Below are 22,672 nucleotides of genomic sequence, written 5' to 3' on the forward strand. Positions count from 1 at the left end.
CCAAAGGGATCAACCTAGCCACTGGACGGTTTTTACTCCGCCCGCACCGACATCACGCCGGCGCTCCGTGGCCTACTTTGTCACCGCCACGCACAGGGTGCACCTTTCACTTAAACGGAATCTCAGCCTTGAAAATCCTTTCTATCCGCCCGGCGCCTCCGGGTTCGACGACGCTTGCGCGCGTTGACGTGGAGCCATCGCCTGGCACCCGCATCTACGGCGTTCGCGTCACTCGCGCCGATGACGGCACCTATCGGGCTTTCGGGCCGTCGAACGATCGTGGTCGCACGTGTGCGTTCGATCATGACGTCGCTAACCAGATTGCAAAACTGACCGTTGGAGCGCTGTCGCAGCATGAATGCACTAGCCGCTAAAACCGATCCCCTCGAATCTGTAATCCATCTTCGACGCGGCCTTATTACGCACGGCTATCGAGTTGTCGTGACAGAAGGCAAGCGTGCGCAAGGAAAGAACTGGACGCATTCGCGCTGGTCTGCCGACCAGATGGAAGGTTTAGCAAGACTATACCCGTACGCCACCAATACCGGCATTTTGACGGGAGAAGTCGTTGCGATTGACGTCGACACGCCGGATCCCGGCGTAGCTGACGCCATCAACGCCATGATTGCCGAACTGCCGGCAGCGACGGATGCTCCATATCGCATCGGCAAAGCTCCGAAACGATGTTACCTTTTCCGCACAACTTCACCGCGGGCGAAAAGTGCAACTGGTGCCTACATCATCAATGGCCATAAATGCCAAGTTGAGGCGATGGGGACCGGCCAGCAGGTAGTCGCCTTCGGCACGCATCCCGAAACGCTACGCGATTATGTGTGGTTTAACGGCAGTCCGGCCGAAACTGCCGTTTCACATCTACCCGAGATCGACCACGCCGAGGTTGATGCTTTGGCGCGCGCGGAGGCCTATTTCGCCAAGCGGGGCGAGTTGGTAAAGCCAGCCAGCAAATCGCACGCGAACGACAACGAGCGCACCTCAGGTTGCAGCGACCATCCCTGGTCGCTACTCAACCAGCGTGCGTATGACAACCTCGACGCATGGGTGCCGCAATTGGGGCTCGAAGGTCTTCGTCGATATCGCAACGGCTATCATTCCATTGCCAGCTTTAGGCCAACCAACAGCACCACTGCAAAAAAGCGCGGGCGCGCTCTTAATATCCAGTCTATTGGCATCGTTGATTATGCCGACAACAACACCGGCTATTCACCGATCGATCTGGTGGCGGTGTGCCTGAGGCTGCAGGATCATCAAGCCGTTGATTGGCTGAAAGAACGTGTTGGTGAACCTGACGACGGTACACGTCCGGTTAACGTCGACGGCTTGCTGCGAAAGTCGCAGGATACCCCCCTCGCGGCGAATGATGACGCGCCTAAGCCGCGCTTCAATCTGACATGGTTCGATGACATTGAAGCCGAAAAACCTAAGGCTTGGGTCATAAAAAATGTTCTCGGCGAAGGTGAGCATACGACGATTTCCGGCCTGCCGGGCACAGGTAAGTCCGTCGCAGCGACTGACATCGGATGTCATGTCGCGTCGGGTATTGATTGGTTCGGAAGGAAGGTGACGCAGGGGCTTGTGCTATATATCGCTGCGGAACGGAAAGCACTAACCGAACGTCGCATGATGGCGTTTCGCAAACATCATGGCGTCACAGATGTTCCGCTGCTCGTTCTAGGTGGCCGGCTCGATCTGACGTCCTCGCTCGTTGACGCGAAGGCACTCGCGGCCGTCGTTAAGCAGGCGGAGTGGGATTGCGGCCACAGGTGTGTCCTGATCGTAATCGACACCCTGACCCGGGTATTCGGCGGAGGCGACCAGAACACTAGCAAAGATATGGGACGCTTTATTCAGGCGTGCGATGAGCTAATCCGGCTGACCGGTGCGCACGTCACTGTCCTTCACCACACCGCATGGTCCGGCGAACGTGGCAAGGGCGCTATCGATCTTGATGGCGCGGTCGATGCCAGCTTTTTGGTCGTCAAGAACGCAGGCACGTACACCTTGAAGTGCGACGGCACGAATGACGGTGATGAAGGCACCATTGCAACGTTCACGATGCAGTCTGTCGAACTGGCGAAGGATGAGGACGGCGAGCCGACGACGGCACCCGTGATTGTGCCCGGTGAAAGCGTTGCGACTAAGCTGGTATCGAAGGGCCATGCTAAAGACGTTCTGGCTGCGCTGCGAACTGCTGTCGAGGAGGATGGTGTTGAGGCGGAAGGTCCAGACTTTCCGACCCGGACCATGGTCGTGAAGGAAAGGCAATGGCGCGGCGCATACTATGAGGCCGCTGCCAGCACAGCGACCGGAACCCTTCAGAAGCGCTTCGTCCGCGCTAAAGCTGACCTTATCGCAAAAGGCCAAGTGAACCAGATCGGACAATGGTTCTGGGCGGCATAGCCGGACAGCGGACATGTCCGGGACAAATTTAAAATGTCCGCCCGACATCAACCCGGACAGACAGGACAGTTCTTTAGAACTGTCCGCTGTCCGGTGTCCTGTCCGGTTTCAAGATTATAGAATTTAGAGGAACGCCATGAACCACGCCAATGACAACCAGCCGCGTAAGACCACTGGAGCCATTCCGCTCGCGATCCGCCTCGCCCGCTCGGGGCGAAAAGAGGATCTGAAGCGGCTTATCAGTTACGGCACGGTCATTGTTGACCCGACCTGGCTTTCTGCCGCGAGCAATCTTCCCGAGGTGGAAGGCGGGCCGTTGCCAGATCGCGTAATGGAATTGCGGCCCTCGCCGGACGAGATGGTGCGGCTTGCAGCAGAAGATGCTATCGGCGCCCGTGACGGCTACGGCCCTATCACCTCAGCGGAGCTGGATGCGCCGATGCGCGCCCGCCTGCGGTTCGACGCCAACGGTGTTGTTACAGAGTGGCGCGGTTCTGACGAGCGCTGGCACGCCGCTGCGGAGTTATTCAGGCAGCCCAAGGGTAAACGACGGAAATCAGACCAGGAGCGTCAGGATGACAATGCGAGACATCTAGCCATTCGCGGGAGCGGTGGCTTTCCGGAACGAATGCAGCGCAGTGCCACACCAAGCTATGGCGAGGATTTCCGACGATTGAGGGCAGCTTATTGGGTTCAGGCAATGGGCGTCGCGAATGATAACGCTAGGGTTGATATCGATCGTATAGGCGTTGGTGGCCGGCACTCATTTGATGAGGCTCGGAGTAACGCCGGATTATCCCGTGTGTCGAATCCCTCGGCACACTACTGTGATAGCGATGGGCGCCGAGTTTATGGCCTACCGCGTTCACTCTAATCCGCGTGCGATGCAGGGAGGCGCGGAGGGCGGCCACGATCTGGTCGAACGGCAAATCGTTGAGACCATTGACGCACCGCGGATCGATGCCGCCTTGGGTGAGCATGCGCGCGTGCTTGATCTGAGCATCGCTGGTCTGACGGCGCGCGAGATAGCTGCCGAGTTGGGCTTTGGCGATACTAAGCAATCGGAGCGCAAGGCTGTGGCTGCGCAAAATGCAGCACTAGCGGCGTTGGCGGATGTGGAGAAGTTGGCAGCTTGAGTTGACAACTAGTGCCATCCCGCTAGCCACATTTGCGGCACGAATAACACAGTGATAAATGTGACGCGCTATTGAGGGGCGGGGTATGACACATCGGCTCGGCGTTCAGCAGGGACAAATCCTTCTGGATGGATCTCCCATGCGCTGCAAGGTTCGTCACTTAACGGCCACGTCGGCGACGATACAAACGCTGGAAGCGCCTTCGATGCCAGCAATGTTTGCTTTGCGCGTCCCAAGTGCAGATATTGATGCGACGTGTCAAGTCATCTGGCGGGACGAACGCCGACTCGGCGTAACATTCATTCAATAGAAAAAACGTACTTACCCGTCCCTCGTCCGAGGGGTTGGACCGTATTCAAGTGAAGGCGTTCGTTGCCTTCCGACTTGATGTGCAAACTTTGCGCAGCCGCGGACGAACCCGTGCGCACTTTTTTGCACTCCTGAATATTGTTTTCAAAAATGTGAGGTCACAACAATGGTTCGATCGAATGCGATCGAAATCATCGCACGACACCTGAGTCTCAATGCAGGTCGGCTGGCGGCACTCGCGCAACGTGCCGCCGAGGCGGGTGAACTGCCGCGGGCGTGCGGTCGAGCTGTGCCGGATCTGTCGCCTGCTGGCCTGGCAAAGCTTTTACTTTGTGCGATTGCAGACCGCGGGCTGGGCAACGCTGCCACCAGCGTTCGAGAGTTTGCGGCGCTGCGTAACGAAGGTGGCACGACCCTGCTCGATTTGATTGAAGGCTTAATGTCGGGTGCGGTCTCGGTGGCCGGCGTACACAGTTTGATCGCGCAACTAGATCCAGCCGCTGTAACCGTCGTCACGGACGGCGGTAGGCTAAGCTACGGCCCCGAACGCGAGCAGAGCGCTGCCTCTCGCATCATTACTGTTCCCGGCGCCGCGCTACGCGCAATCATTGCCGAATTTCGCGGCAACGCCCTGCATCCGGCACCGCCACTTGCCTCAGTAGCAGCTCGCATATCCGCAACCGCCCATACAAAGGCCGCCTAAATTGCCACAAACATCATTCGCCCTCCTTACCAATCTCGGCCGCGCCAAGGAGGCGGCGGCATTCGCCAATTCAACGACTGTTGAGATCACGCACATTGCTATTGGCGACGGCGCAACGGTGCCGAGCGGCGGTGAAACTGCGCTCTATAATCAGTTGGCACTTAAGACGATCAGCGATCATGGCACTGTAGTTGGTGCTTCCAACGTTGCTTACTTCGATTGTTTTTTGGAAGCCGCCGAAGGCCCGTATACTATCCGCGAGGCCGGTCTATACGATGTCGATGGGGATCTGATCGCGATTGCCCATTACGATCCTCCGATTAGTAAGCCTACTCCTGCGAGTGGCCAAACTGTCGAAGGCACGATTCGGCTTGAGGTGGCGTTTAGCAACGTTGCCAATATCACCATTTCGATTGATCCTTCGATGAAGGTTGCATTGCAACGGCTCACAGTATTGCGGTGGATACCGATTATCTCGATGTCGCTGGCAACTCCGCCCGCGTCTCCAGTTGCTGGCGATACTTACGTAATCGCAACATCGCCGACTGGTTCGTGGTCTGGGCAGGCCGGTAAAATCGCGGAATACACGACCGCGGGATGGGCGATTATCGCGCCGCCTAATGGACACGGCGTCAGCTTGCCGGATGGACGCGTGTTCGAGCGCGTGTCTGGTACGTATGTAGAAAAGATCGCGCTGGATTCGCAAAGCGGGAAGTGGGTCTATGCCGCGGATAGCGGCACGGCAAATGCTATGGTCGTCACCCTCGATCCGGTACCGGCCGCGCTAACATCTGGCATGATTGTCAGAGTCAAGAAGTCGGCGAACGCCAACACGGGCGCTACCACTCTGAATGTGAACGGTCTTGGTGCGAAAGCGGTCGCGCGCCTTGATGGTTCAGACATGCGTCCCGACGACCTACCGGCGAACATGCCGATTACTGCGCATTACGACGGGACGATCAATAAATGGGTCGTCGTGAACTTTGTCGGCAACTACGCGGCGAATGGTCCATTTTCAGAGGTTAACCTTTTCGGAGGAAGTGGAACTCTGACGGTTCCGCACGCTACCTATACAAAAAGATCGTTCACGTCGGCGACGATCGGCGCGCACGGCGATGTTTCATTGGTGAGTGGCTCGTGCAAGATCCTGACGGCGGGACGATATTTTGTGACCACGACGGCGATCTGTGGGTCCGATCCAGCAACTTACCCCGTCGTAGGGCAGTACCCTTCAGCCATCCTGAAGAATTCATCGCTCCTGTCGAACGGATCCGGGTTCGCGATGGACACCGCCAAGGTAAAAGAAGTTTCCGGATCAAATGTTTTTGTGGCTGACTTCGCGGCCAACGATTTGCTCGACGCCGCGATATACCAAGGGAGCGCGGGCGCGTCTTCGGCTTCGTTTTCCACCAGCGTTGCGATGTCAATAGTGAGGGTCAGATAATGCTGACGTTTTCAATATCCGCCGAAAATGTAGGCATCCTCTCAACACGCCTTACCGATGCCTTTCCTGGCGCGATAGTTGCTTACGATCCGGATGAATCCACGGCTACCGTTGCTGATGAGTTCGCAACCGCTGCTCAGGCGATCATTGCTTCCGGCTTTGACCCGACTAAAGATGAGCTTAAGACCCATGCCGCGGCAGTTCGCTACGCCAAGGAGATCGCGGGCTGCGCGGTCGGCGGTGTCACCTATCCGAGCGACCGCGACACGCAAGCCAAGCTGACGGCGGCAGCGTTGTTCGCACAGGTCGACAACACTCAGATGTTTCGATGGAAGTTGGCCGATGGATCGTTTTCCGATGAGTTGTCAGCAGCTCAGATGATCGCGATTGCTGCCGCGGTCGGTGGCTACGTCAACTCGTGCTTCGCTGAGGAGGCGGCAGCCGTGGCAGAGATCGAGTCCGGCACTATCACCACGCGCGAAGATGTTGATGCGGCGTTTTCGGAATAGGAGGAAAGATGCCAGCCACACCGAAACTCACCGAAGAAAGTTTAAAACCAATCCGCGCAGCTAGCGCGGTTCTCGACAAAGCAACCGCGCCAATGCGCGTCACTTCAGCAGCGTTGAAGCGCATTACTGCGCCTGCGCGCGCTGCAATCCAAGCGGCAAAGCCAAGAGGGCACCAATGAGCGAGTCCGACACCATCACGATCGCGTTGTCAAAACCCGTCACCCACGGTGATAAGACAGTCGCCAGCCTGACATTCAAAGAAGCGACCGCGGGAGATGCCTGCGCCGCTGAGATCGTCACCGGCGATTTCCAGCGCACGTTGGCCTTGTTGGCAAGTATGGCGAACGTGTCGCTTCCTCTTATGAAGAATGTGTCACTGCGCGACGTGCACGCGATCACCGCAAAGGTAGGGCCTCTAATGGGGGAAGCGCCTGCGGCGGGTGGATCGACCTGATCGCATTCGTCGCGTCTGAATTACACACTAGCGTGGATGTTATCGAGCGCTGGAGTACAGCGAAAGCAGTTCGCTACTATCAAGCCGCGATCCGATTGCTTGAAGCCAAGCAAGGTAAGCCTGAGAAGCGCGAGTCCAAACTCGCGCGCGACGCCAATACCGCCCTCGACGCTGCGTTCACAAAAGCCAAGGAATCCTGAGTGGCTACCCTTACTTCTAAACTTATTGTTGAACTTTTCGATAGGGTGACTGGCCCGGCAAGAAGAGTTAGCGCCGCGTTGAATGGATTGACTGCCGCGAGCGCGCGCAATTCGGCGCGGCTCTCTGCAATCAGCGGCAAACTTCTTGGCACGGGCGCCGCAGCTTTCGCCCTGGGGCAAAGGTTTGTCGGCTCCGATAAAAGTCGGCGCTCAATTCGAATCGCTCCTCGAAGATATCAGACAAAAAGGCAGCATGGTGGCGCCTGAATTGAAGGCGCTCGGTCTAAGTCTGCGCGGTATCGCTTCCGCAACTAACCAACTTCCGCTCGACACAGTAAAAAGCTTTAGCGAATTGCTGGGGCTCGGCCTAGGTGGTTCTGACTCGGAAAACATTACGGCCGCACTAGCCATGCTTCCGGCGATAAATCGGGTTGCCACCGCTTATAAGGCCAGCAGTGACGATGTCGCGAGAGCTGGGCAGGCCGCATTTATGAATCTGAAAGTCCCCGCGGCGGAGGTTGGCGCCGCATTTGATGCAATGGCGTCGGCCGGCAAGGCCGGCGCCTTTGAGCTTAAGGACATGGCGAAGGAATTTCCGTCGCTAACGGCCTCCGCTCAAGCTCTGAAAATGAACGGTGTTGATGGCGTGGCAAAACTCGCTGCTGCGCTACAGATAGCGAGAAAGGGCGCTGCGGATGGTTCTGAGGCCGCCACTAATACCGCGAACCTGATGCAAAAGGTCATCTCGCAGGAGACAACCAAGAAGTTTAAGAAACTTGGCATTGATATTCGCGGCGAATTGAAGAAAGTCCAGAAAGAGGGTGGCGATATCTTCGAATGGATTTCTGGCGCGGTTAATCGTGCCACAAAGGGCGATCTCTCGAAAATAGGAGACTTGTTCGAGGACGCGCAGGTTCAAAAGTTCTTGCGGCCTCTGCTTCAGAATCTTGCAGAGTATAGGAAGATCCGTGACGCGGCGCTCAAGGCGAGCGGCGAGACCGAGAAGGATTTCGCCGAGCGCATCAAAACTGCAGAGGCCGGGATGACCCGGTTCAAATCCGCGGTGCAAAATCTAAATATCGCACTCGGCAGCGCGCTGTTACCGACCTTCAATCGGCTGCTTGACGGTGCGCTCACTCCGCTAACAAACAGATTTGCGAAGTTTGCCGAAACGCATCCTCGGCTCGTGAGTGGTGTTGCGTCCGTTTCCGCCGGCTTGATCGGCTTGCGCCTCGCTGGCCTTGCTGCAGCGTTCGGTTTGCGTTGGATGTGGGGAGGTGCGCTCGCGACTGCGGCAGGATCGCTACGCCTAGTAGCTGGCGCAATCGGACTAGTGACTAGCGCGACCAAGCTACTGAGGCTTGCCTTGATCGGCACAGGTGTCGGTGCCGCGTTAGTATTGCTGGGCACCGCGGGCGCGTTCATCGCGAACAATTGGAGCGGAATTGGAAAGTTCTTCGATTCGTTCGGCGAAAGCCTTAAGCGCAACCTTGGGCCTGGCGCCACGCAATCTGTTGATTGGATTCTAAACAAATTCCACGAGTTGTCCGGCATGTTCGATAGCATCACCGGCAAGATAGACGACGACGTGTGGAGACGTTGGGGAGATGGCGCCGGCGCAGCGGTAGCGTTTGTGATCGCGAAGTTAGGAGAAGGAGACTGGGCCGGCCTTGGCGCTACGATTGGTAGTAAAATTTGGGCTGGCATAAAATCTCAAATTGGCAATCTATTCTCAGATATCAAACTGCCCTCGTTTGGTAGCGTTGTCCGCGGCATGGCTAACGGACCAGGCGGCGCACCTAAGTCCGCAGCGTCGACGATGCCATCCGTTCCTATTTCGAAGCGCGCCCTCGGCGGGCCTGTTCGCAGCGGCGGCTCCTACTGGGTTGGCGAGCGGGGGCCTGAATTGTTTCGATCGCCTGCCTCGGGGCATATAAGCAGTACGCTTGATACAGTGCGCGCGATCAAGGCGAATGCGCTGTCGGGTGCAGGTGGTGGCTCGGTGAGTAACAACGTCTCTATTAATGTACACGCTGCGCCAGGCCAGTCGCCCGAAGCTATCGCCTCGGCGGTTGAGCGACGCATGTCAGAAAAGCTGAACGCGTTATCGCGTGGCGCCTTCAGCGATGGAGTTTATTAGGATGCCTCCCACGGCCACGACGTTGGCTCGTGGTGCGCGTTCAGCGCGGCGCGGTCTTGCAACGTGATCGCAATCAATCGCACCGACGCCCCCCGGTCTAGGTTCCTCTAGTACCCCGCCACCCATGCGGGGGCGCGCCACCCCGGAATTTCGCTCGTTGCAAATTTTTCTGTAGGCCGCTTCCTTCCTATTGAGATGGTTGATGATTTTGAAGACCGCGCGGATCCTCTACGAGCAAAGGGGGTGCGCTCATTCGGATTACCCGCGCAACTCGCGAAAAAGGAAATCGGATGGTTTTGAATGAGCAAGCCTAAATTGGTTCAGCGAGCATGTTGTGGGGTTGGCGCATCCCTCCGACGAGGATACGTCGCACCTTCTAACGTGGATGTGTCGTTCGACATCGCTGGCGTGAATGGGCCTATCATTTCCGAAATTGAAGATCATCAGATCCAACGGACCACCTGTATTCACGAAGCCGCACACGCCGTTTTCGCTCACGGTTTTTCGCTGCGAATTGCATCGGCGTCGGCCAAACCGCCAGCGCAGGTGATCTACTCGACGCCCTGCGCGCTATCTCCCGTCGAGCGTATTGCAGTTCTGTGGTCCGGCCCAGCAGCAGAGGCCGCCGCAATGAATTGTCGCATTACCTTGAGCACACTTGACGAGGCTGATTACTTGAACCGCGTTCGCCAGCTTTCGTTCGGCGGTTGCGACGAATGCCAGATGGCATTGACGGCATGGACCGCGAACGGCCTCGACGCCGGTATCGAGGCGGCGCGGGCTGTATTTCGTGAGGGCCAGCTGCTCGCTTTGAAGTTGCTCTATAGCCGCGCCGTGCGCACGGCGATCAGCTCGCTCGCCGACAAGCTATCCGAGGGTGAAATAATCGACGGCGCCACCTGCCATGACCTAATCGAAAAGCACCTGCCGTTTAGGTCGCTGCGCCAATCAAAGGATCAAGACGAATGAACAAGAATATTACGAGCCTCCCCAAATTCGGGCGCGCGGCTGAGGTTCGCGCTGCGAGCTTCAACCAGAAAGACAATAGCGTTGAGGTTGTTTGGACTACCGGAGCGACAGTTCGACGCTTTGATTGGCGTACTGATCGCTTCTACTCCGAAGTCCTCGTTGTCACACCATCCGCCGTTCGCCTCGATCGCTTAAACGCTGGCGCGCCATTTCTCAACACGCATTCAGATTCCGACCTGAGCGATGTAATCGGCAGCGTTGTTCCTGGGTCCGCCAAACTTAAGGGCGGCAAGGGTATTGCCCGTATCCGCTTATCGAACGCATCTAGCGATGCGGACATTGTGTCCAAGATTCGTGATGGCATCATTCGCAACGTGTCGGTTGGCTACATCATTCATCGTGTTGAGAAAACTGAAAACGTAGATGGCGCGGATGATGAATGGCGTGTGGTGGATTGGGAGCCGCTTGAGATTAGCGCTGTTCCCATTCCGGCAGACGCCGGTTCGCAGATTCGCAAGAACGATGACAGGGCTCAGATGCCTTGTGAGTTCGTTAGCGGAACGGCCACAAGCCGTAATGAGGCGGTGCTGGCACGTATGCGATGCCGACAGCGTATGGCCGGCCTCAATTGAAAGGAGTTCACGAAATGATTGCCCGGAAGAAGAAATTCGCTGACATCAGCACTGCGGCCGATATCGAGGCCGCGCTCGCTGAGTACGACATCGCCACCCTTGAGGCCAGCCTTGCCGGCGCGCAACAGCGCCGCACCGATCTTTTGCTAACTGGAACGGATCCGGAGATCCTCGCAGCTGAAGGCGAGGCAACGAAAGCACGCCTCGCGCTGGATCGCGCTGTGGCCGCGGTTTCTGAATTGACCCGGCGATTGAAGGAGGCGCGGGAGACAGAGGCGCGTGCTGCCGCGCAGAAGCATCGGGATGAAGCCGTTGCTGCTGTGGATAGGGTGGTTGCAAGGATCCATAGCGAGTACGATAGCCTCGCGCGCGCAATCGCCTCCTTGGTTCAAGAGGCTGTTGCTGCCGACTCGGCGGTGCATGCGGTCAATGACGAAATATTCCGTGGCGGCAATTATGAGAGCCTCGAACTCGTTAAGTTCGTTCACGACCATTTGGGTTGGGCGGAGAAGTTTTCGTCGCACCACAAATTTGGTGGGTCGGTATCGTTGCCGGCAATCGGGACGTTTCCTGGCGTCGGCGATCCTACACGGTGGCATGAGAAGTTAGGCGCATTATGAAGATAAACGACCGCGCCATTATCCGCTCTCGCGAACTTGCAACGCCTCTTGCGCGATTGAAGGTGTTAGCGCCGAGGCTATTGGAGATCCTGCCGGACACTATTGGTGGATGCGCCGAGAAGCTTGGAGCAACGCGGAGGGAGGTAGAAGACGTGCACCAGTTCGTAATTGATGATGTTTGTTACCGAGATGGACGATTGGTGGCGAGGGGATGAGGTGAGGGAGCAACACATCCACCGCGCACCAGTAGCACCATTAGGTGTGTGGTTGCGCGGTGGATGTGCGACGACGCCGACCCGCTCTCGCCGGTACGAAATTAGGTAGCCTTCGTGAAGAGGGTCAAAACGCCTTCCTTGTCGATATTGATAGCTACAACCTGAGCCGAGTTACGACCTTTTGCCTTAAGTGCGGATATGGCCTCAGGCGTTGCCTCGATTGTCTTCCGCAGGGAGCTCATTTGCTCCTGCTTCGTATGCGCGACAAGGTCGTCGACCTGTGAGCGCACATCTCCTTTCAACTCTTGAACATCAACAACCTGAATACTTCGAATCGCTACACCTTCCTCGGACTTCGTCTGGGACTGTGAAGGCGCAGGCGCTGCTGCCAAGGGCGGTCCAGCCAAAAGCAAAGCGAGGACTGTTGAGAAAAATGTGGACGTTCGCATGATCACTCCCGTTTTAGGTGACGATGCATACGAAATGCATCGTCGGAAAATGTCGAACGTCAGAGGATCATACGTCAATTCGGTGGACCCGATGTGACCGCAATGTGCAAAGCGAACCCACTTTGGTATCGTGTCCAACATCCAGGACCGCCGTTAACTACTATCGATTTTCGCCGTAACGCGTCAAATGGACCACGCGTTGGCAAATCTGACTGACGACAAGGCCGATCATATAGGAATGAGGACCGGCTCGGTGAGCCGATCGTGCTGCGCCGATCGAAGGTACGACACGATAAACAGGTGGAGGGCCGCACAGTTAAGTTGCCGTGCGGCCCTTTTGATCCCTACAAATTAGGCTGCGAAGTACACGATATAGACAACCACGAACGCAGCCATGACCATGCCCGTGCTTGCGAGAAGCACGTTACGGACCGTCGGTCCACGCTCTGCGCCTCGCGCGAGGAAGGGCAGGCAGGGACCATCAAAAAGACGAACTATCGAGCAAGTCCTGGCGGCCGCTAAAGTATAATCCGGTTCCGCGAAATCAAGGTACGGATTCGCGTACTTGTTGTCCTAATATTTACGTCACTAGGTTACTGGCAACGCTTCGGATAGGAGAGCCGCAAGCCCGATCACGAGATTTTCTAGTTCAACGGGCGAGCAGCATCAAGCAATGGACCAGGTTATCGTCCCTGTTTTGTTATTTACCAGCGCATTGATAGGTGCGGCCGCAGGATCGCGCTTTAAAGTCTACGCTCTTGTGCCCGTAGCGATATTGATCGCTCTCGCCTTTGCCGCCGTCCTACACAAGAACGATTTCGGGGCCGAGAGCGGCATTGCCACTATAATCGCGTGTCTGGTCGTGAACCAGGCAGCCTATATAATCGTCCAGATATTCACTCCGGCAGCCAATCTACTTTCCAATGAGGTATCCGACAGCGACCCAAGCTCCGGTCGCGAGCAGGGTGTCCGCAGCGACAACGGCGATTATCGCAATCAGAAGCCATCCCCATCGGGTGCCTTCAAAGCCAGCTTTTATATCCGCAAAAGGTAGCAAGGTCTTACTGGCTTGGTCGATGGGCATGACGGCTATGGATCCTGAGGAGCGGGCGCAGCAGCAGCCCGCGGCCTGACCGGCGCGCTTCCAACTCAGTTCCCTTATGTTGGTTCCTTAAATTAATTGAATTGAACCTAAAATGCGTCATTTCGCCCCTCACGATTCTTGTGGACGGCAAATCACCGATCCCTCGCCAGTTTTCTCTTCCCCCAATTGCGGCTCTTCCGGGTTGCCGATCGGCGGTGGAGTGTCGCCGTAGACGGCCCGATAGAAGTTGATCCGTGCCATGAATACGAAGGGGCCGCCGTGCTCGGCAGCCTCGTGGAGCACTCTTGCGGCGCGCTGCCATGGCTCGGTGTTGCGCTCTTTCTTTGGCTAATCGCATATTCCGCCGCTTCGCCAAACGTCCGTATCGTGCTGCCATCTGGCATAGGAATCGGATCAGCGAAGCGGTGGGACCAGTTCACCACATTGCTGTCTTTCCTGTCGATTGCGGGCTTTCGATCATCACTATGATGCAGCGCGTCAATACGAGCGCATCGCGTCGTAAGCGTGAGCGATGAATAAGACGGCGCTGACCAAAAACAGTGCGGCGACTGCGGTTTCCATGACGCTTCCCTTAATCGTTTTGGGAAAACGTAGCTGCTCAACGTTTCAGATCGATTTCGTGAGGCTAGTAAACGTGTTTCATCCCCTCTGCGCGGGTCATTTTTTTGAAAGGGCCTTTCCCACGACCGCCTGATTGCTTCCGGCCGGTCTCGCCAGGTCGTCTTGACGGCGCTGCCAGTCAGACGGCTTATGGGTTTAGCCCATACGCATTGCCTTCCTTAGTACCGCGAATAGCCTCCGGTACAGACGGGAGGGCCGCTTCACTGCGCGCCACTCCTCAATTGCGCTACTGATATCTTCAGGCAGACGTACACCGACGGTGGGCGCCTTATCCGTCAGATAATGGAATGGACTAAGGCACCATAATCGGCGCGCGGTTCCTTTCCGCCCATTCTCGAAGCCTAACCACTGCCAAAAGGTTTTTCGAGCCGAAGTTGTGAGCTACATGGCTCGCCACAATGATGAATGCGTCGACCGTCTCGGTCGTGTTGGGCTGAAGCTCCTCGACTGCCATGGTGATGTCCTTGTCGCGGTGCAGCTTGCCGTCCGATATCAGCCGCTTCGCAAGTACAGTCATGCGATCCACCAAAGCAGGATCAAGATCGGCGCCTTTCAGAGGTTTGATCCGCAATACGCCAGACTCAGCGCGCACTTGCTCCCACATAGTTTCTCCACAACCGAGTTTAATGCTCACTCATCCAGTTTGCTGATTATGCTATCCGCATGGAGGCGAAGCATAAAAGCCGCAAAGCAACCGGCGGCGATCGAGATTAGATGCTTGAATGCAAGGGGAGAGAGAACTGGATAGACCGTCGAATTGTAAATTGCTGGATCTCGATAGGTGTCCAATGCCGGCACGATAATGCCGCCCACGGCAGCCGCAATCGCAAGTCCATTCCAGAACGATGCCCTTAGTTTTATGCGTTCGCTCACTTCTTCACCTTCAGTCCCAACTCAACCAGCCTCCGAATAGCCTCACTGCGCGATGGCTTATCGGGCTGGCGCGTGGCTCAATGCAGCGTCGGATAATCATCTGAGATAACTTGCGCGAGCCCTTCGGACTCCACGCTCGCTAAAAAGAAATCATAGGCAGCTTTGTCAGTTTCGAATTTCTCATCCCAAACGGTTGATGTGTCATCCTTGTCGACGACTTCAAGCACCCAGTGGGAGTCCTCTTCGAGACGATATATGTGAACCTGGACCGTGATTTCGTCGCGCGTAAACGAGCCGGATAGCGGAGAGTCGATGAGCTTCGGGTCGTCGCTCATTTCCCTTTCCCCCTCAATCCCATCTCCACCAACCGCCGAATCGCTTCCGGCCGTGATGGTTTTGGCTCAGGTCGTTTCTCAATCCACTTATCGACGCCCTGCATCTCGTCCGGAGGCATCCGCACCATTACAGGCACAGCGTCCACGCGCGGTCTTCCCTGCGGACGTTTTCTGATACTAGAAACTATTGACTTAGTCATTCTTACCTGATATCAGAAAAGACAGGCCAGAACAAGGTTGCAGCCTTGTCCTGGCCCTAACCCCAGCGCGAAAGGATCTTCTGCGCCATGGCTACCCAATCCAATACCACACCCGCCACCGACGCCCATAACTCCAAGTCCTTCGATGACAGGATGTGCGAACTCACGACTGCGACCAAGATGCTGATCGATCACCTAGACAGGATTTTTGATGCCGGACTCGAACTCACTCATAAAGAGAGCGATGACGTTATGAAGGAGTGTATGGCAGCACAGTGGATTGCGCAGCGCCTCGACGAAGACGCCCATACTGTGTGGCATGAGTTCGATCAGGACAACGACCAGCCCAGTATTGTAAAATTCAAGCAAGCGGCGGAATAGCCACCACTAAGCCCGCCTCGCAAACGGGGCGGGCTTCCTCCGCGGGGGCGTTGGAGAAAAGACCTGCCTCATGATGCAAACGAGAAGATTGCCCTTTCACCGATGGAAGCTGCTCATCTTTGTGGTCGCTGCCATTCTGCAACTTCCTACCGCTGCGCTCAGCCAAGGCAAAAGGCTTGATCCCTCCGAATGGCCGTTTACGTCGATGGGGCGTGTCAACGTCATAACCGGAGCAGGACGCCGGTCTCAATGTACCGGAACCCTAATTGACTCTCGTCACGTCCTCACCGCGGCTCATTGTCTCTTCAATGCCGCACGAGGCACGTGGGCTCACCCTACCTCCATCCACTTTGTGGCCGGTTACGCGAAGGGTGAATTTAAGGCTCACTCTCTAGCAGCCTCTTATGTGAAGAGTGAGGAGTTTGAGGTGACGCCGCCGCTACAGCCCGCGATGGCGTCTCGAGACTGGGCGGTTATTGAGCTTGCTGAGACGATTGACCTCAAACCGATCAGAGTTCAGCCTGCGAGCGAAGGTGACGTTGCATCGTCCGGGATCGTGAGGGCTGGTTATCGAGGTGATCGCGCCCACATTCTGACCGTTCAGCAGGACTGCTCGGTCAGGCCCATCTCTACTCCCGCTGCCCTCCTGCTTCATACGTGCAGCTCGGTTTCGGGTGAGTCTGGGTCGGCTCTCTTGAGGGTGGGGAGCGACGGTGAGCCGGAGATTGTTGGGATCCTTGTCGCCAGCTCTAAAAGCGAAAGCGCGACACCGTCATTGGCAGTACCGTCCAGCACTTTCGCAGCCGCCGTCAAAACGGCGCTCAGCCGGTAGACGCAACACGTCCAAAGCCGCTCACCGCCGCGGCCCGATCAGCATGTTTGCGGCGGGCCGCGGATCTTTCTACGGCGGTTCACTTCCCACCAATCGCCTTTGCGATCTCGCCACCGATGGCGTCGACAGCTCGCCGCGATGCTTCATCGGCGATATGGGCGTAGCGCTTGGTGGTGCTTGCGTTAGCATGGCCGAGGAGGGCGCCGATGGCTGGGAGACCATGCCCTTGCCCAGCGCCTACTGCTGCGAATGAGCGTCGCAGATCGTGCAAACGAGCCTCCTTCACGCCAGCGCGTTTGAGAATGGCTTGCCAAGGTCTCTTCAGGTCAGCGCGTGGTTTCTCCTTCTTAGTGCCGGCTGAATCTCCTGCGATCACAAATGCACCGATGCGCGGAATGTTCGTCAGGATGTCGATCGCTGCGCTTGGCAGGAACACTACCTTCTTTCCCGTCTTCGAGTCTGCCAGGCGCAACACGCCTTGATTGAGATCGACCTCTTTCCATCGAAGATCCAAAATCTCCCGCAGCCTGCATCCAGTCAGCATCAGCAATCTTATTGCGGCGGTGACGTGAGGTGACATTACGATCATCTGGCCTTTTGGCGAGTGCTTTGCGTCGCCAGCATTAACCGGCAGACCGACCGTTTCGGCTTCGTGCATGGCCTCACCAATCGCGCGCATTTCATCCGCGTTAAGAAAATGCTCTCGCGATTTCTCGCGATTCATATCGATCCCCGACGCAGGATTTTCGACCGCGGCCAGATAGCCTTGTTTTGCCGCCCAGCTATATGCCGCTTTTAACAACACCACCGAGCGATTGGCGGCATACTTCGCTCCACCGACCTTCGAATGCATCCGTTGAACGTCTATGCGCGTAACAGTGACGGCCTTCATATTTCCAATTTGAGGAACGATGTTGGTTTGTGCGAGCGAGGCGTACCCATTCGCCGTACGCTCCTTGCGCTTCTCGCGAGTTCGCCTGATGTAGAGTTCAAGCAGCTCTGCAACGGTTATGCTGGCTCTCTCGTCTGAGCGCTCGCTCGCAAGATCTCGGCCAAGGGCTGCATTGGCGATAGCCTTACGTGCAGCTTCACGGGCGGCGCTTGGCTTGAGCGTGCCAACCCGGCCTAGCTTCAACCGCTTCTTAGAGCCGCCTGCAACGGGACGAAACTCGGCAAAATAGGTGCCAGTGCCGGTGGTCGTCCGATAGAGGCCAAAACCGGCAAGATCGTCGTCGAAGTAATAGGTCGTTTTGTTCGGCACCGCCGACCTCATCAAGGTATCGACCGCCGGCCCTGTGATTTTTAGCTTAGTCATGACCTACCGAGATTTATAGCCACTATATAGCCAGCATTCTTGATACCGAGCGAAATAAATCAAGAGGGCATGGGTTAGATAGCATTGGATTTACGGTAATTACAGTAATGCCATCCAACGTCAGGAATGGCTATAAAACAGGCTGTTTCTGACTCTTAATCAGCGGGTCGTAGGTTCGAGCCCTACATCGCCCACCATCCAGTTCGTAGGGATCGAACTCGGTGGCACATCCGTCAATTTGTCGCGCATATTGCGGGGTTTTGGCGATGCGTTGAGTCTCTGCGCGCGTCTCTGGCCTCAAAAATCTTGCCAAAGAGCGCTCTGTCTCTGCATCGAAAATTCTCGTTCCTGGCCGAGCGGCGGAGACCGGTTCGTTGACTGGGTGAGGCAGCCAGTTCAACGCTCTGCAACCAGTCGGTTCAACGGGACATAGCCGGCGTTATGCTACCTTATTTAGAGTTTGGACGGTGGTGGTCTGCCCGTCTTCTTGAAATGTGCCTTGGGGAAATGCCAGAATCGTGGCGGGCGTCGGAGCGGCGTCCTTGTGCTTCTCGAGGTGCACCGCGTCGTCATCGAAGGCGGTGCCGTGCACGAACCTATTGTCGTTGAGGAGCTGGAGGCCGCGGCTGAAGAAGCAGGCGTCCCATATCCACTCGTAGTCCGCCTCGTCCTTCTGCATGACGCAGTAGTCGTGCTCGGCGAGGTCGGTCAGGTTCTCGGCCGTGTCGGTATCGCCCTCCTCTTTGCCCTCGAACTCGACGCTGAGCCTGTCGTCGTAGGCGCGGCGAAGAGGGTCTGAAATACGGTGAAGAGCAGGTGGCGGCAACGGGCGCGCGGAATCAATCGTCGTTGTCGTGTTCTGCTGCCGCGCAGACCTTTGAGTCCCTCATGCCCTTCTCGGCTTCGGCCCAAGTCTTGAGGGATCCGCGGCCGACCATGTCCGCCGCGACGGCCGGCCTCTCGTCGACGACCCTGCATTTCCTGGTCGCGGGATCTCGGACCACGTAGTATTCCCCGTCAACCGAAGTCTGGGCCAGGGCCGGCGCGGCCGCGAGTGCGATGAGCGCGCTTAAGGAAAATATCTTCACAGAATGCTCCTTTGCCAGAAGGGGAAGTAAGCTTTGTCTGGATCAATCGTCGTCCACGTCCGACTTGCAGGCCTCCATGGTCTTAACGCCGGCCTTCGCGTCGGTCCGCGTCTTGAATACGCCATGGTCCACGATGCTGGTCGCAACAGCCGGCTTCTGCTCCACTATGGTGCACTTCTTCGAATCGGGATCAAGGACGACGTAGTATTCGTCGACCGTCACCGCTTGCGCGAACGCCGATGTAGCGGCAAGGGCAATGAGCGCGCTCAATGCGAACCTCTTCATGGAAATCGTTCCTCCGTCTGGACAGGCAAGAACCGGGCGCCGCGCCTATCATTCCTCCGCGGAATGAACGCGCGAAAAGTCCCGGCGGCTGTCTCCGGCGGGGCTTAAATATTAAATAAGAGTGAACTGAATCAATCGTCGTGGTCCCGCGCCGGCTCGTCCGTCTCGCAGACCTCCATGGTCTTCATGCCGGTCTCGGCTTCGGTCAGAATGGACGGGCAGCGAACCCTCAGGCTCTTCACAATGCTATCACGCGCGCGTGAACGGGCGCCTTGTCGGGTTGCTATTCCTGGCCGTGCGCCCATGGTATCGGACTGCATTCCCTCGGAGGTCGAACATATGAGTAGCGTAAGACAAGGCTGGGTTATCGGAGGCGCGGTCATCGTGCTGCTGGTCCTCTTTTCCTCCTTTTACAACGGAACGGGCACGCATTACCGGCCCGCCGGGACTACCGCAGCGCAATCTGAGTGAGTTGAGCTGGTTTCGCAAAAACGAAGCCGCCAAGTCCTTCACGGGCGATGGCGGCTTCTTCTCCACTCAGCTCTGAGCGCCAAGTCCGGCGCTTAACGCCTCATCATCGGTTCTTTCGGAACGGGATGATGCGACACTTGTCCGACCCCTTATCTTTCTCCCGTACCAGCTCTTCCGGTGTTTGTTCCAGCTCCCGCTTGGGTCCCGCCGCGGGCGCCAGCTTGTCGTGAGCCGGCCGAACTCCGCTCCGCTGTAGGCGGGCTGGATGATGAAGAAGCTGTCGATGAAGCCCTCAAGCTTCACGTGTGGGCCATGGAACACCTCCACGTCCCATGCAACCTGCAAAGAAAAGAGCCCCGGAGGGTCGCACGAGGTCGCGAGCACGTCTCAGCTCTCCTTCCAAGCGGCTCCGTCGGTCGATGCAACCATTCAACGCGCATCGGAGTTATTTTCGTCCAAAGGAGAATAATGCCGATGTCTGAAATCAGAGAGCGTATGAAGGTTGTCGACAAGCATGGCGCGGAAGTCGGAATCGTTGACGAGGTCGAGGGTGACCGCATCAAGCTGGAGCAGGGTTCTGACAACCAGCACCATTACGTCGACAAGCAGCTGGTCGCAGAGATCGCGGGCAGCACGGTAAAGCTTTCTGTGGAAGCGAAAGAGGTCAAGAGGCGCTAACGGAGCGGGACCGGGCGACCACTTGCGCGGCGAGCCGCGCGTATATGGAAGCGGACGAGGGTGTGACAGGTACTCGCGCGGCAAGCCATGGAGCCGATCGGATGAGCGAGGAAGAAACCGGCTGGCCGGCCTTGCCCTATGGCGATTGGGCCGAAACATGCTCCGCGCTCCATTTGTGGACGCAGATCGTCGGCAAGTACCGGCTCGCACACACACCCTGGGTCAATCACTCTTGGCACGCCACACTTTATGTGACACCGCGCGGTCTGACGACGGGAATGGTGCCCGACGGCAAGTCAGCCATCACCTTGACCTTTGACTTCCACGACCATGCGCTGATCGCCGAAACGGCCGACATGCGTGAGAGCTTTCCGCTGGAGGCGATGAGCGTAGCCGACTTCCTGAGCCGGACGACCACGCTGGTCGAACGGCTTGGCGGCCGGATGGACATTCATGGTGTGCCGAACGAGATCCCCGATGCGAAGCCGTTCGCGCAGGACACCGCGTCTCGGCCCTACGACCGTAAGGCGGTCGAGCGGTTTCATCGGGCGCTGGTGCAGATCGATCGCGTATTCGCACGCTTCCGCACTGGGTACCTTGGCAAGGTCTCGCCGGTGCATTTGTTCTGGGGTTCGTTCGATCTGGCTGTGACGCGGTTCTCGGGCCGCAAAGCGCCGCTCCATCCCGGCGGGATTCCCGCGCTTCCCGATTCGATTACCCAGGAAGCCTATAGCCACGAAGTATCTTCGGCCGGTTTCTGGCCCGGCGGCGGCGGAGTGAATGAGGCGATGTTCTACTCCTACGCCTATCCGGTGCCCGACGGCTTCGCCGGCCGCTCCGTCAAGCCGGCGGCCGCCCGCTTCGACCAGAAGCTTGGAGAGTTCCTGCTGCCTTATGAGTCGGTGCGGACCAGCGCCGATCCTCAGGAAGACCTCACGAGCTTCCTGCAATCGACGTACGAAGCGGCGGCGGACCTAGCCGGGTGGGACCGGCAGGCGCTCGAATGCGACTTGGGCATCCCGCGGATTCCCACTGGTCATGCCGAAGCGCATCACAATCCATCGCCGATCTCCAAAAATCAGATTTAGTTTGCGCTTGCTGACTTTTCATTTTTGTCCTTGGAGGACCTCACGGCCGAGCCGACTTTTAGCCGGATCTGACATAGAGAGAGGGCCTCGCTTCCTGGGAACGCGGAGACTCTATCTGTCGTCGAGTCCGTCAAATGATACGACATCAGTGTCGCCATCCGAGGCCCCGTCAGCGATGTTGCGCTGCGAGGCCGATCCAAGGGTCATCTCACGCCACAGCAATGCTCGCTTCGCCCGAGAATGCCAGTCCTTTCTGCAGGAATCTCAACAATACCAATGTCGAACATCCGGCGGGAGCGGTCCTGTATCGCCTTCCATTCACGTGGATGCGGTGGTTAACTTAAGAGGCAAGATGTCGCTGGGTTTTCAAACGGGCTAGCGTAACCGCGCAGCAATGGCCTCGTTTAGATTTTTGGCTCTGGCATACGACCGACTGGCGTAGCCCGCGCATCCAGAACACAAGCGCTGAAGGAGAATATCAGATGCCGCCCCTCTACACGATGCCTGGCACCTGCTCGCTTTCCCCGACCAAATACCGCCGCAGTCAGCTGCTTTCGTCATTTCCAAGTTTCAGGCGAGCCTTTACAACATCAAAGCAGGCACCGTAACTCCGCCATGACTACTACTTCGAGCGGCGGTCGCACCAAGCGGCGTCCAAATGGGGGAGGCTCACCTGAGCCGCCGTGTCACCGTCCGCTTGTTCGGATCACCGTCAACCGCGAGGCACTTGCCGCCCTAGATAAGCAAGCCCTTGCCGCTCAACTCGGCATCGGCCTCGTCGCAGGCTGGCTGGCAAGCTGGATCGTCGGCGGTAGTGGGCTGCTGCGATACGCGCTCACTGGAGTTGTCGGCTCCTTTGTAGGCGCGTTTCTGTTAGACCGTCTAGGCATCGAACTTGGCATCCGGAACCCGCTCACCAGCCGGATTGTCACGGCAACTATCGGTGCGGTGCTGGTGATACTGGCTGCTCGGCTTGTCGCCTGAGTTCAATCATCTCACATCAGGTTCACGGTGGGGAAGAAAGTCGGGATTGCTCGACGCCGCCCGGCGCCGTGACCAGCGGCTAGAGCACAACTAGTCCCTATCGCAAACCTGGAGAAAGATTCACCGATCTCGCGCGCCGTCGATCTCGACGGGCACATTCTTTGTCGTCCAACCCTTGGCGGACTGCACCATCAATATCTTCAGATTTAATTTGCGGT

General features: G+C 57.2%; 28 protein-coding genes. 19 read left to right on the forward strand and 9 right to left on the reverse strand.

What is annotated here, in order from left to right; all coding sequences use genetic code 11:
• Positions 1-128: 128 nt before the first annotated feature.
• From GGQ85_RS12415 to GGQ85_RS12475, 13 genes are all read left to right on the forward strand, one after another.
• Positions 129-374, forward strand: coding sequence for a hypothetical protein (locus tag GGQ85_RS12415; protein ID WP_309774771.1), 246 nt, complete (start codon positions 129-131; stop codon positions 372-374).
• Positions 355-2,418 carry an AAA family ATPase gene (locus tag GGQ85_RS12420; protein WP_309774772.1) on the forward strand — a complete coding sequence of 688 codons (2,064 nt, stop codon included), beginning with the start codon at positions 355-357 and terminating at the stop codon, positions 2,416-2,418. Before GGQ85_RS12415 ends, GGQ85_RS12420 begins: the two co-directional genes overlap by 20 nt.
• A gap of 136 nt (positions 2,419-2,554) precedes the next feature.
• On the forward strand, positions 2,555-3,292 hold the full coding sequence (locus tag GGQ85_RS12425) for a hypothetical protein (protein ID WP_309774774.1): 738 nt from the start codon (positions 2,555-2,557) through the stop codon (positions 3,290-3,292).
• Positions 3,270-3,554, forward strand: coding sequence for a hypothetical protein (locus tag GGQ85_RS12430; protein WP_309774775.1), 285 nt, complete (start codon positions 3,270-3,272; stop codon positions 3,552-3,554). The genes GGQ85_RS12425 and GGQ85_RS12430 overlap by 23 nt, the downstream gene beginning before the upstream one ends.
• Before the next feature lie 475 nt (positions 3,555-4,029).
• Positions 4,030-4,566, forward strand: coding sequence for a hypothetical protein (locus GGQ85_RS12435; RefSeq protein WP_309774776.1), 537 nt, complete (start codon positions 4,030-4,032; stop codon positions 4,564-4,566).
• Position 4,567: 1 nt separating this feature from the next.
• Positions 4,568-6,010, forward strand: coding sequence for a phage tail-collar fiber domain-containing protein (locus GGQ85_RS12440; protein WP_309774778.1), 1,443 nt, complete (start codon positions 4,568-4,570; stop codon positions 6,008-6,010).
• The gene (locus GGQ85_RS12445; protein ID WP_309774779.1) at positions 6,010-6,519 is read left to right on the forward strand and encodes a DUF4376 domain-containing protein; all 510 of its coding nucleotides are present in this window, start codon (positions 6,010-6,012) and stop codon (positions 6,517-6,519) included. The genes GGQ85_RS12440 and GGQ85_RS12445 overlap by 1 nt, the downstream gene beginning before the upstream one ends.
• A 175-nt stretch (positions 6,520-6,694) precedes the next feature.
• Positions 6,695-6,973 (forward strand): phage tail assembly protein, encoded by a 279-nt coding sequence (locus tag GGQ85_RS12450; protein WP_309774781.1) that lies wholly within the window; start codon positions 6,695-6,697, stop codon positions 6,971-6,973.
• 32 nt (positions 6,974-7,005) lie between these two features.
• On the forward strand, positions 7,006-7,173 hold the full coding sequence (locus GGQ85_RS12455; RefSeq protein WP_309774782.1) for a hypothetical protein: 168 nt from the start codon (positions 7,006-7,008) through the stop codon (positions 7,171-7,173).
• Between the two features lie 184 nt (positions 7,174-7,357).
• Positions 7,358-9,313, forward strand: coding sequence for a phage tail tape measure protein (locus tag GGQ85_RS12460; RefSeq protein ID WP_309774838.1), 1,956 nt, complete (start codon positions 7,358-7,360; stop codon positions 9,311-9,313).
• A 675-nt stretch (positions 9,314-9,988) separates the two neighbouring features.
• Positions 9,989-10,282, forward strand: a complete 294-nt coding sequence (locus tag GGQ85_RS12465) for a hypothetical protein (protein ID WP_309774783.1) — start codon at positions 9,989-9,991, stop codon at positions 10,280-10,282.
• Complete coding sequence (locus GGQ85_RS12470) at positions 10,279-10,914, forward strand: HK97 family phage prohead protease (protein WP_309774784.1); 636 nt, start codon at positions 10,279-10,281, stop codon at positions 10,912-10,914. The genes GGQ85_RS12465 and GGQ85_RS12470 overlap by 4 nt, the downstream gene beginning before the upstream one ends.
• Positions 10,915-10,928: 14 nt before the next feature.
• Complete coding sequence (locus GGQ85_RS12475; RefSeq protein WP_309774785.1) at positions 10,929-11,534, forward strand: hypothetical protein; 606 nt, start codon at positions 10,929-10,931, stop codon at positions 11,532-11,534.
• Positions 11,535-11,850: 316 nt separating this feature from the next.
• Here the strand turns inward: GGQ85_RS12475 and GGQ85_RS12480 are convergent, their stop codons facing one another.
• Positions 11,851-12,198 (reverse strand): hypothetical protein, encoded by a 348-nt coding sequence (locus GGQ85_RS12480; protein ID WP_309774786.1) that lies wholly within the window; start codon positions 12,196-12,198, stop codon positions 11,851-11,853.
• Between the two features lie 673 nt (positions 12,199-12,871).
• Here GGQ85_RS12480 and GGQ85_RS12485 point away from each other — a divergent pair.
• A complete protein-coding gene (locus GGQ85_RS12485; RefSeq protein WP_309774787.1) occupies positions 12,872-13,252 on the forward strand; it encodes a hypothetical protein in 381 nt (126 codons plus the stop codon).
• 964 nt (positions 13,253-14,216) lie between these two features.
• On the opposite strand, the gene GGQ85_RS12490 is transcribed toward GGQ85_RS12485, so the two are convergent.
• The 3 genes from GGQ85_RS12490 to GGQ85_RS12500 form a co-directional block, all read right to left on the reverse strand.
• Complete coding sequence (locus tag GGQ85_RS12490; protein ID WP_309774789.1) at positions 14,217-14,528, reverse strand: hypothetical protein; 312 nt, start codon at positions 14,526-14,528, stop codon at positions 14,217-14,219.
• 26 nt (positions 14,529-14,554) lie between these two features.
• Complete coding sequence (locus GGQ85_RS12495) at positions 14,555-14,797, reverse strand: hypothetical protein (protein WP_309774790.1); 243 nt, start codon at positions 14,795-14,797, stop codon at positions 14,555-14,557.
• A 77-nt stretch (positions 14,798-14,874) separates the two neighbouring features.
• On the reverse strand, positions 14,875-15,132 hold the full coding sequence (locus GGQ85_RS12500) for a hypothetical protein (RefSeq protein WP_309774792.1): 258 nt from the start codon (positions 15,130-15,132) through the stop codon (positions 14,875-14,877).
• Between the two features lie 287 nt (positions 15,133-15,419).
• Between GGQ85_RS12500 and GGQ85_RS12505 the strand changes: the two genes are divergently transcribed.
• Positions 15,420-15,713, forward strand: coding sequence for a hypothetical protein (locus GGQ85_RS12505; protein ID WP_309774793.1), 294 nt, complete (start codon positions 15,420-15,422; stop codon positions 15,711-15,713).
• A 205-nt stretch (positions 15,714-15,918) separates the two neighbouring features.
• A complete protein-coding gene (locus GGQ85_RS20870) occupies positions 15,919-16,545 on the forward strand; it encodes a trypsin-like serine peptidase (RefSeq protein ID WP_374708887.1) in 627 nt (208 codons plus the stop codon).
• 79 nt (positions 16,546-16,624) lie between these two features.
• Here GGQ85_RS20870 and GGQ85_RS12510 read toward each other — a convergent pair whose 3' ends face one another.
• From GGQ85_RS12510 to GGQ85_RS12530, 5 genes are all read right to left on the reverse strand, one after another.
• Positions 16,625-17,860 carry a tyrosine-type recombinase/integrase gene (locus GGQ85_RS12510; RefSeq protein ID WP_309774794.1) on the reverse strand — a complete coding sequence of 412 codons (1,236 nt, stop codon included), beginning with the start codon at positions 17,858-17,860 and terminating at the stop codon, positions 16,625-16,627.
• Between the two features lie 439 nt (positions 17,861-18,299).
• Positions 18,300-18,686, reverse strand: a complete 387-nt coding sequence (locus GGQ85_RS12515; protein ID WP_309774795.1) for a hypothetical protein — start codon at positions 18,684-18,686, stop codon at positions 18,300-18,302.
• A gap of 13 nt (positions 18,687-18,699) precedes the next feature.
• The gene (locus GGQ85_RS12520; RefSeq protein WP_079445839.1) at positions 18,700-18,948 is read right to left on the reverse strand and encodes a hypothetical protein; all 249 of its coding nucleotides are present in this window, start codon (positions 18,946-18,948) and stop codon (positions 18,700-18,702) included.
• Between the two features lie 42 nt (positions 18,949-18,990).
• On the reverse strand, positions 18,991-19,233 hold the full coding sequence (locus GGQ85_RS12525; protein ID WP_309774797.1) for a hypothetical protein: 243 nt from the start codon (positions 19,231-19,233) through the stop codon (positions 18,991-18,993).
• 131 nt (positions 19,234-19,364) lie between these two features.
• Positions 19,365-19,616 carry a hypothetical protein gene (locus GGQ85_RS12530; RefSeq protein ID WP_309774799.1) on the reverse strand — a complete coding sequence of 84 codons (252 nt, stop codon included), beginning with the start codon at positions 19,614-19,616 and terminating at the stop codon, positions 19,365-19,367.
• A gap of 562 nt (positions 19,617-20,178) precedes the next feature.
• Here GGQ85_RS12530 and GGQ85_RS12535 point away from each other — a divergent pair.
• The 3 genes from GGQ85_RS12535 to GGQ85_RS12545 all read left to right on the forward strand — a co-directional run bounded on the left by GGQ85_RS12535 (position 20,179) and on the right by GGQ85_RS12545 (position 22,454).
• On the forward strand, positions 20,179-20,382 hold the full coding sequence (locus tag GGQ85_RS12535; protein WP_309774800.1) for a DUF2171 domain-containing protein: 204 nt from the start codon (positions 20,179-20,181) through the stop codon (positions 20,380-20,382).
• A gap of 101 nt (positions 20,383-20,483) precedes the next feature.
• Positions 20,484-21,470, forward strand: a complete 987-nt coding sequence (locus GGQ85_RS12540; protein WP_309774801.1) for a DUF5996 family protein — start codon at positions 20,484-20,486, stop codon at positions 21,468-21,470.
• Between the two features lie 615 nt (positions 21,471-22,085).
• Positions 22,086-22,454 carry a GlsB/YeaQ/YmgE family stress response membrane protein gene (locus tag GGQ85_RS12545; RefSeq protein ID WP_374708886.1) on the forward strand — a complete coding sequence of 123 codons (369 nt, stop codon included), beginning with the start codon at positions 22,086-22,088 and terminating at the stop codon, positions 22,452-22,454.
• Positions 22,455-22,672: the final 218 nt, after the last annotated feature.

Source organism: Nitrobacter vulgaris (genome assembly GCF_031453995.1).
Taxonomy (GTDB): domain Bacteria; phylum Pseudomonadota; class Alphaproteobacteria; order Rhizobiales; family Xanthobacteraceae; genus Nitrobacter; species Nitrobacter vulgaris.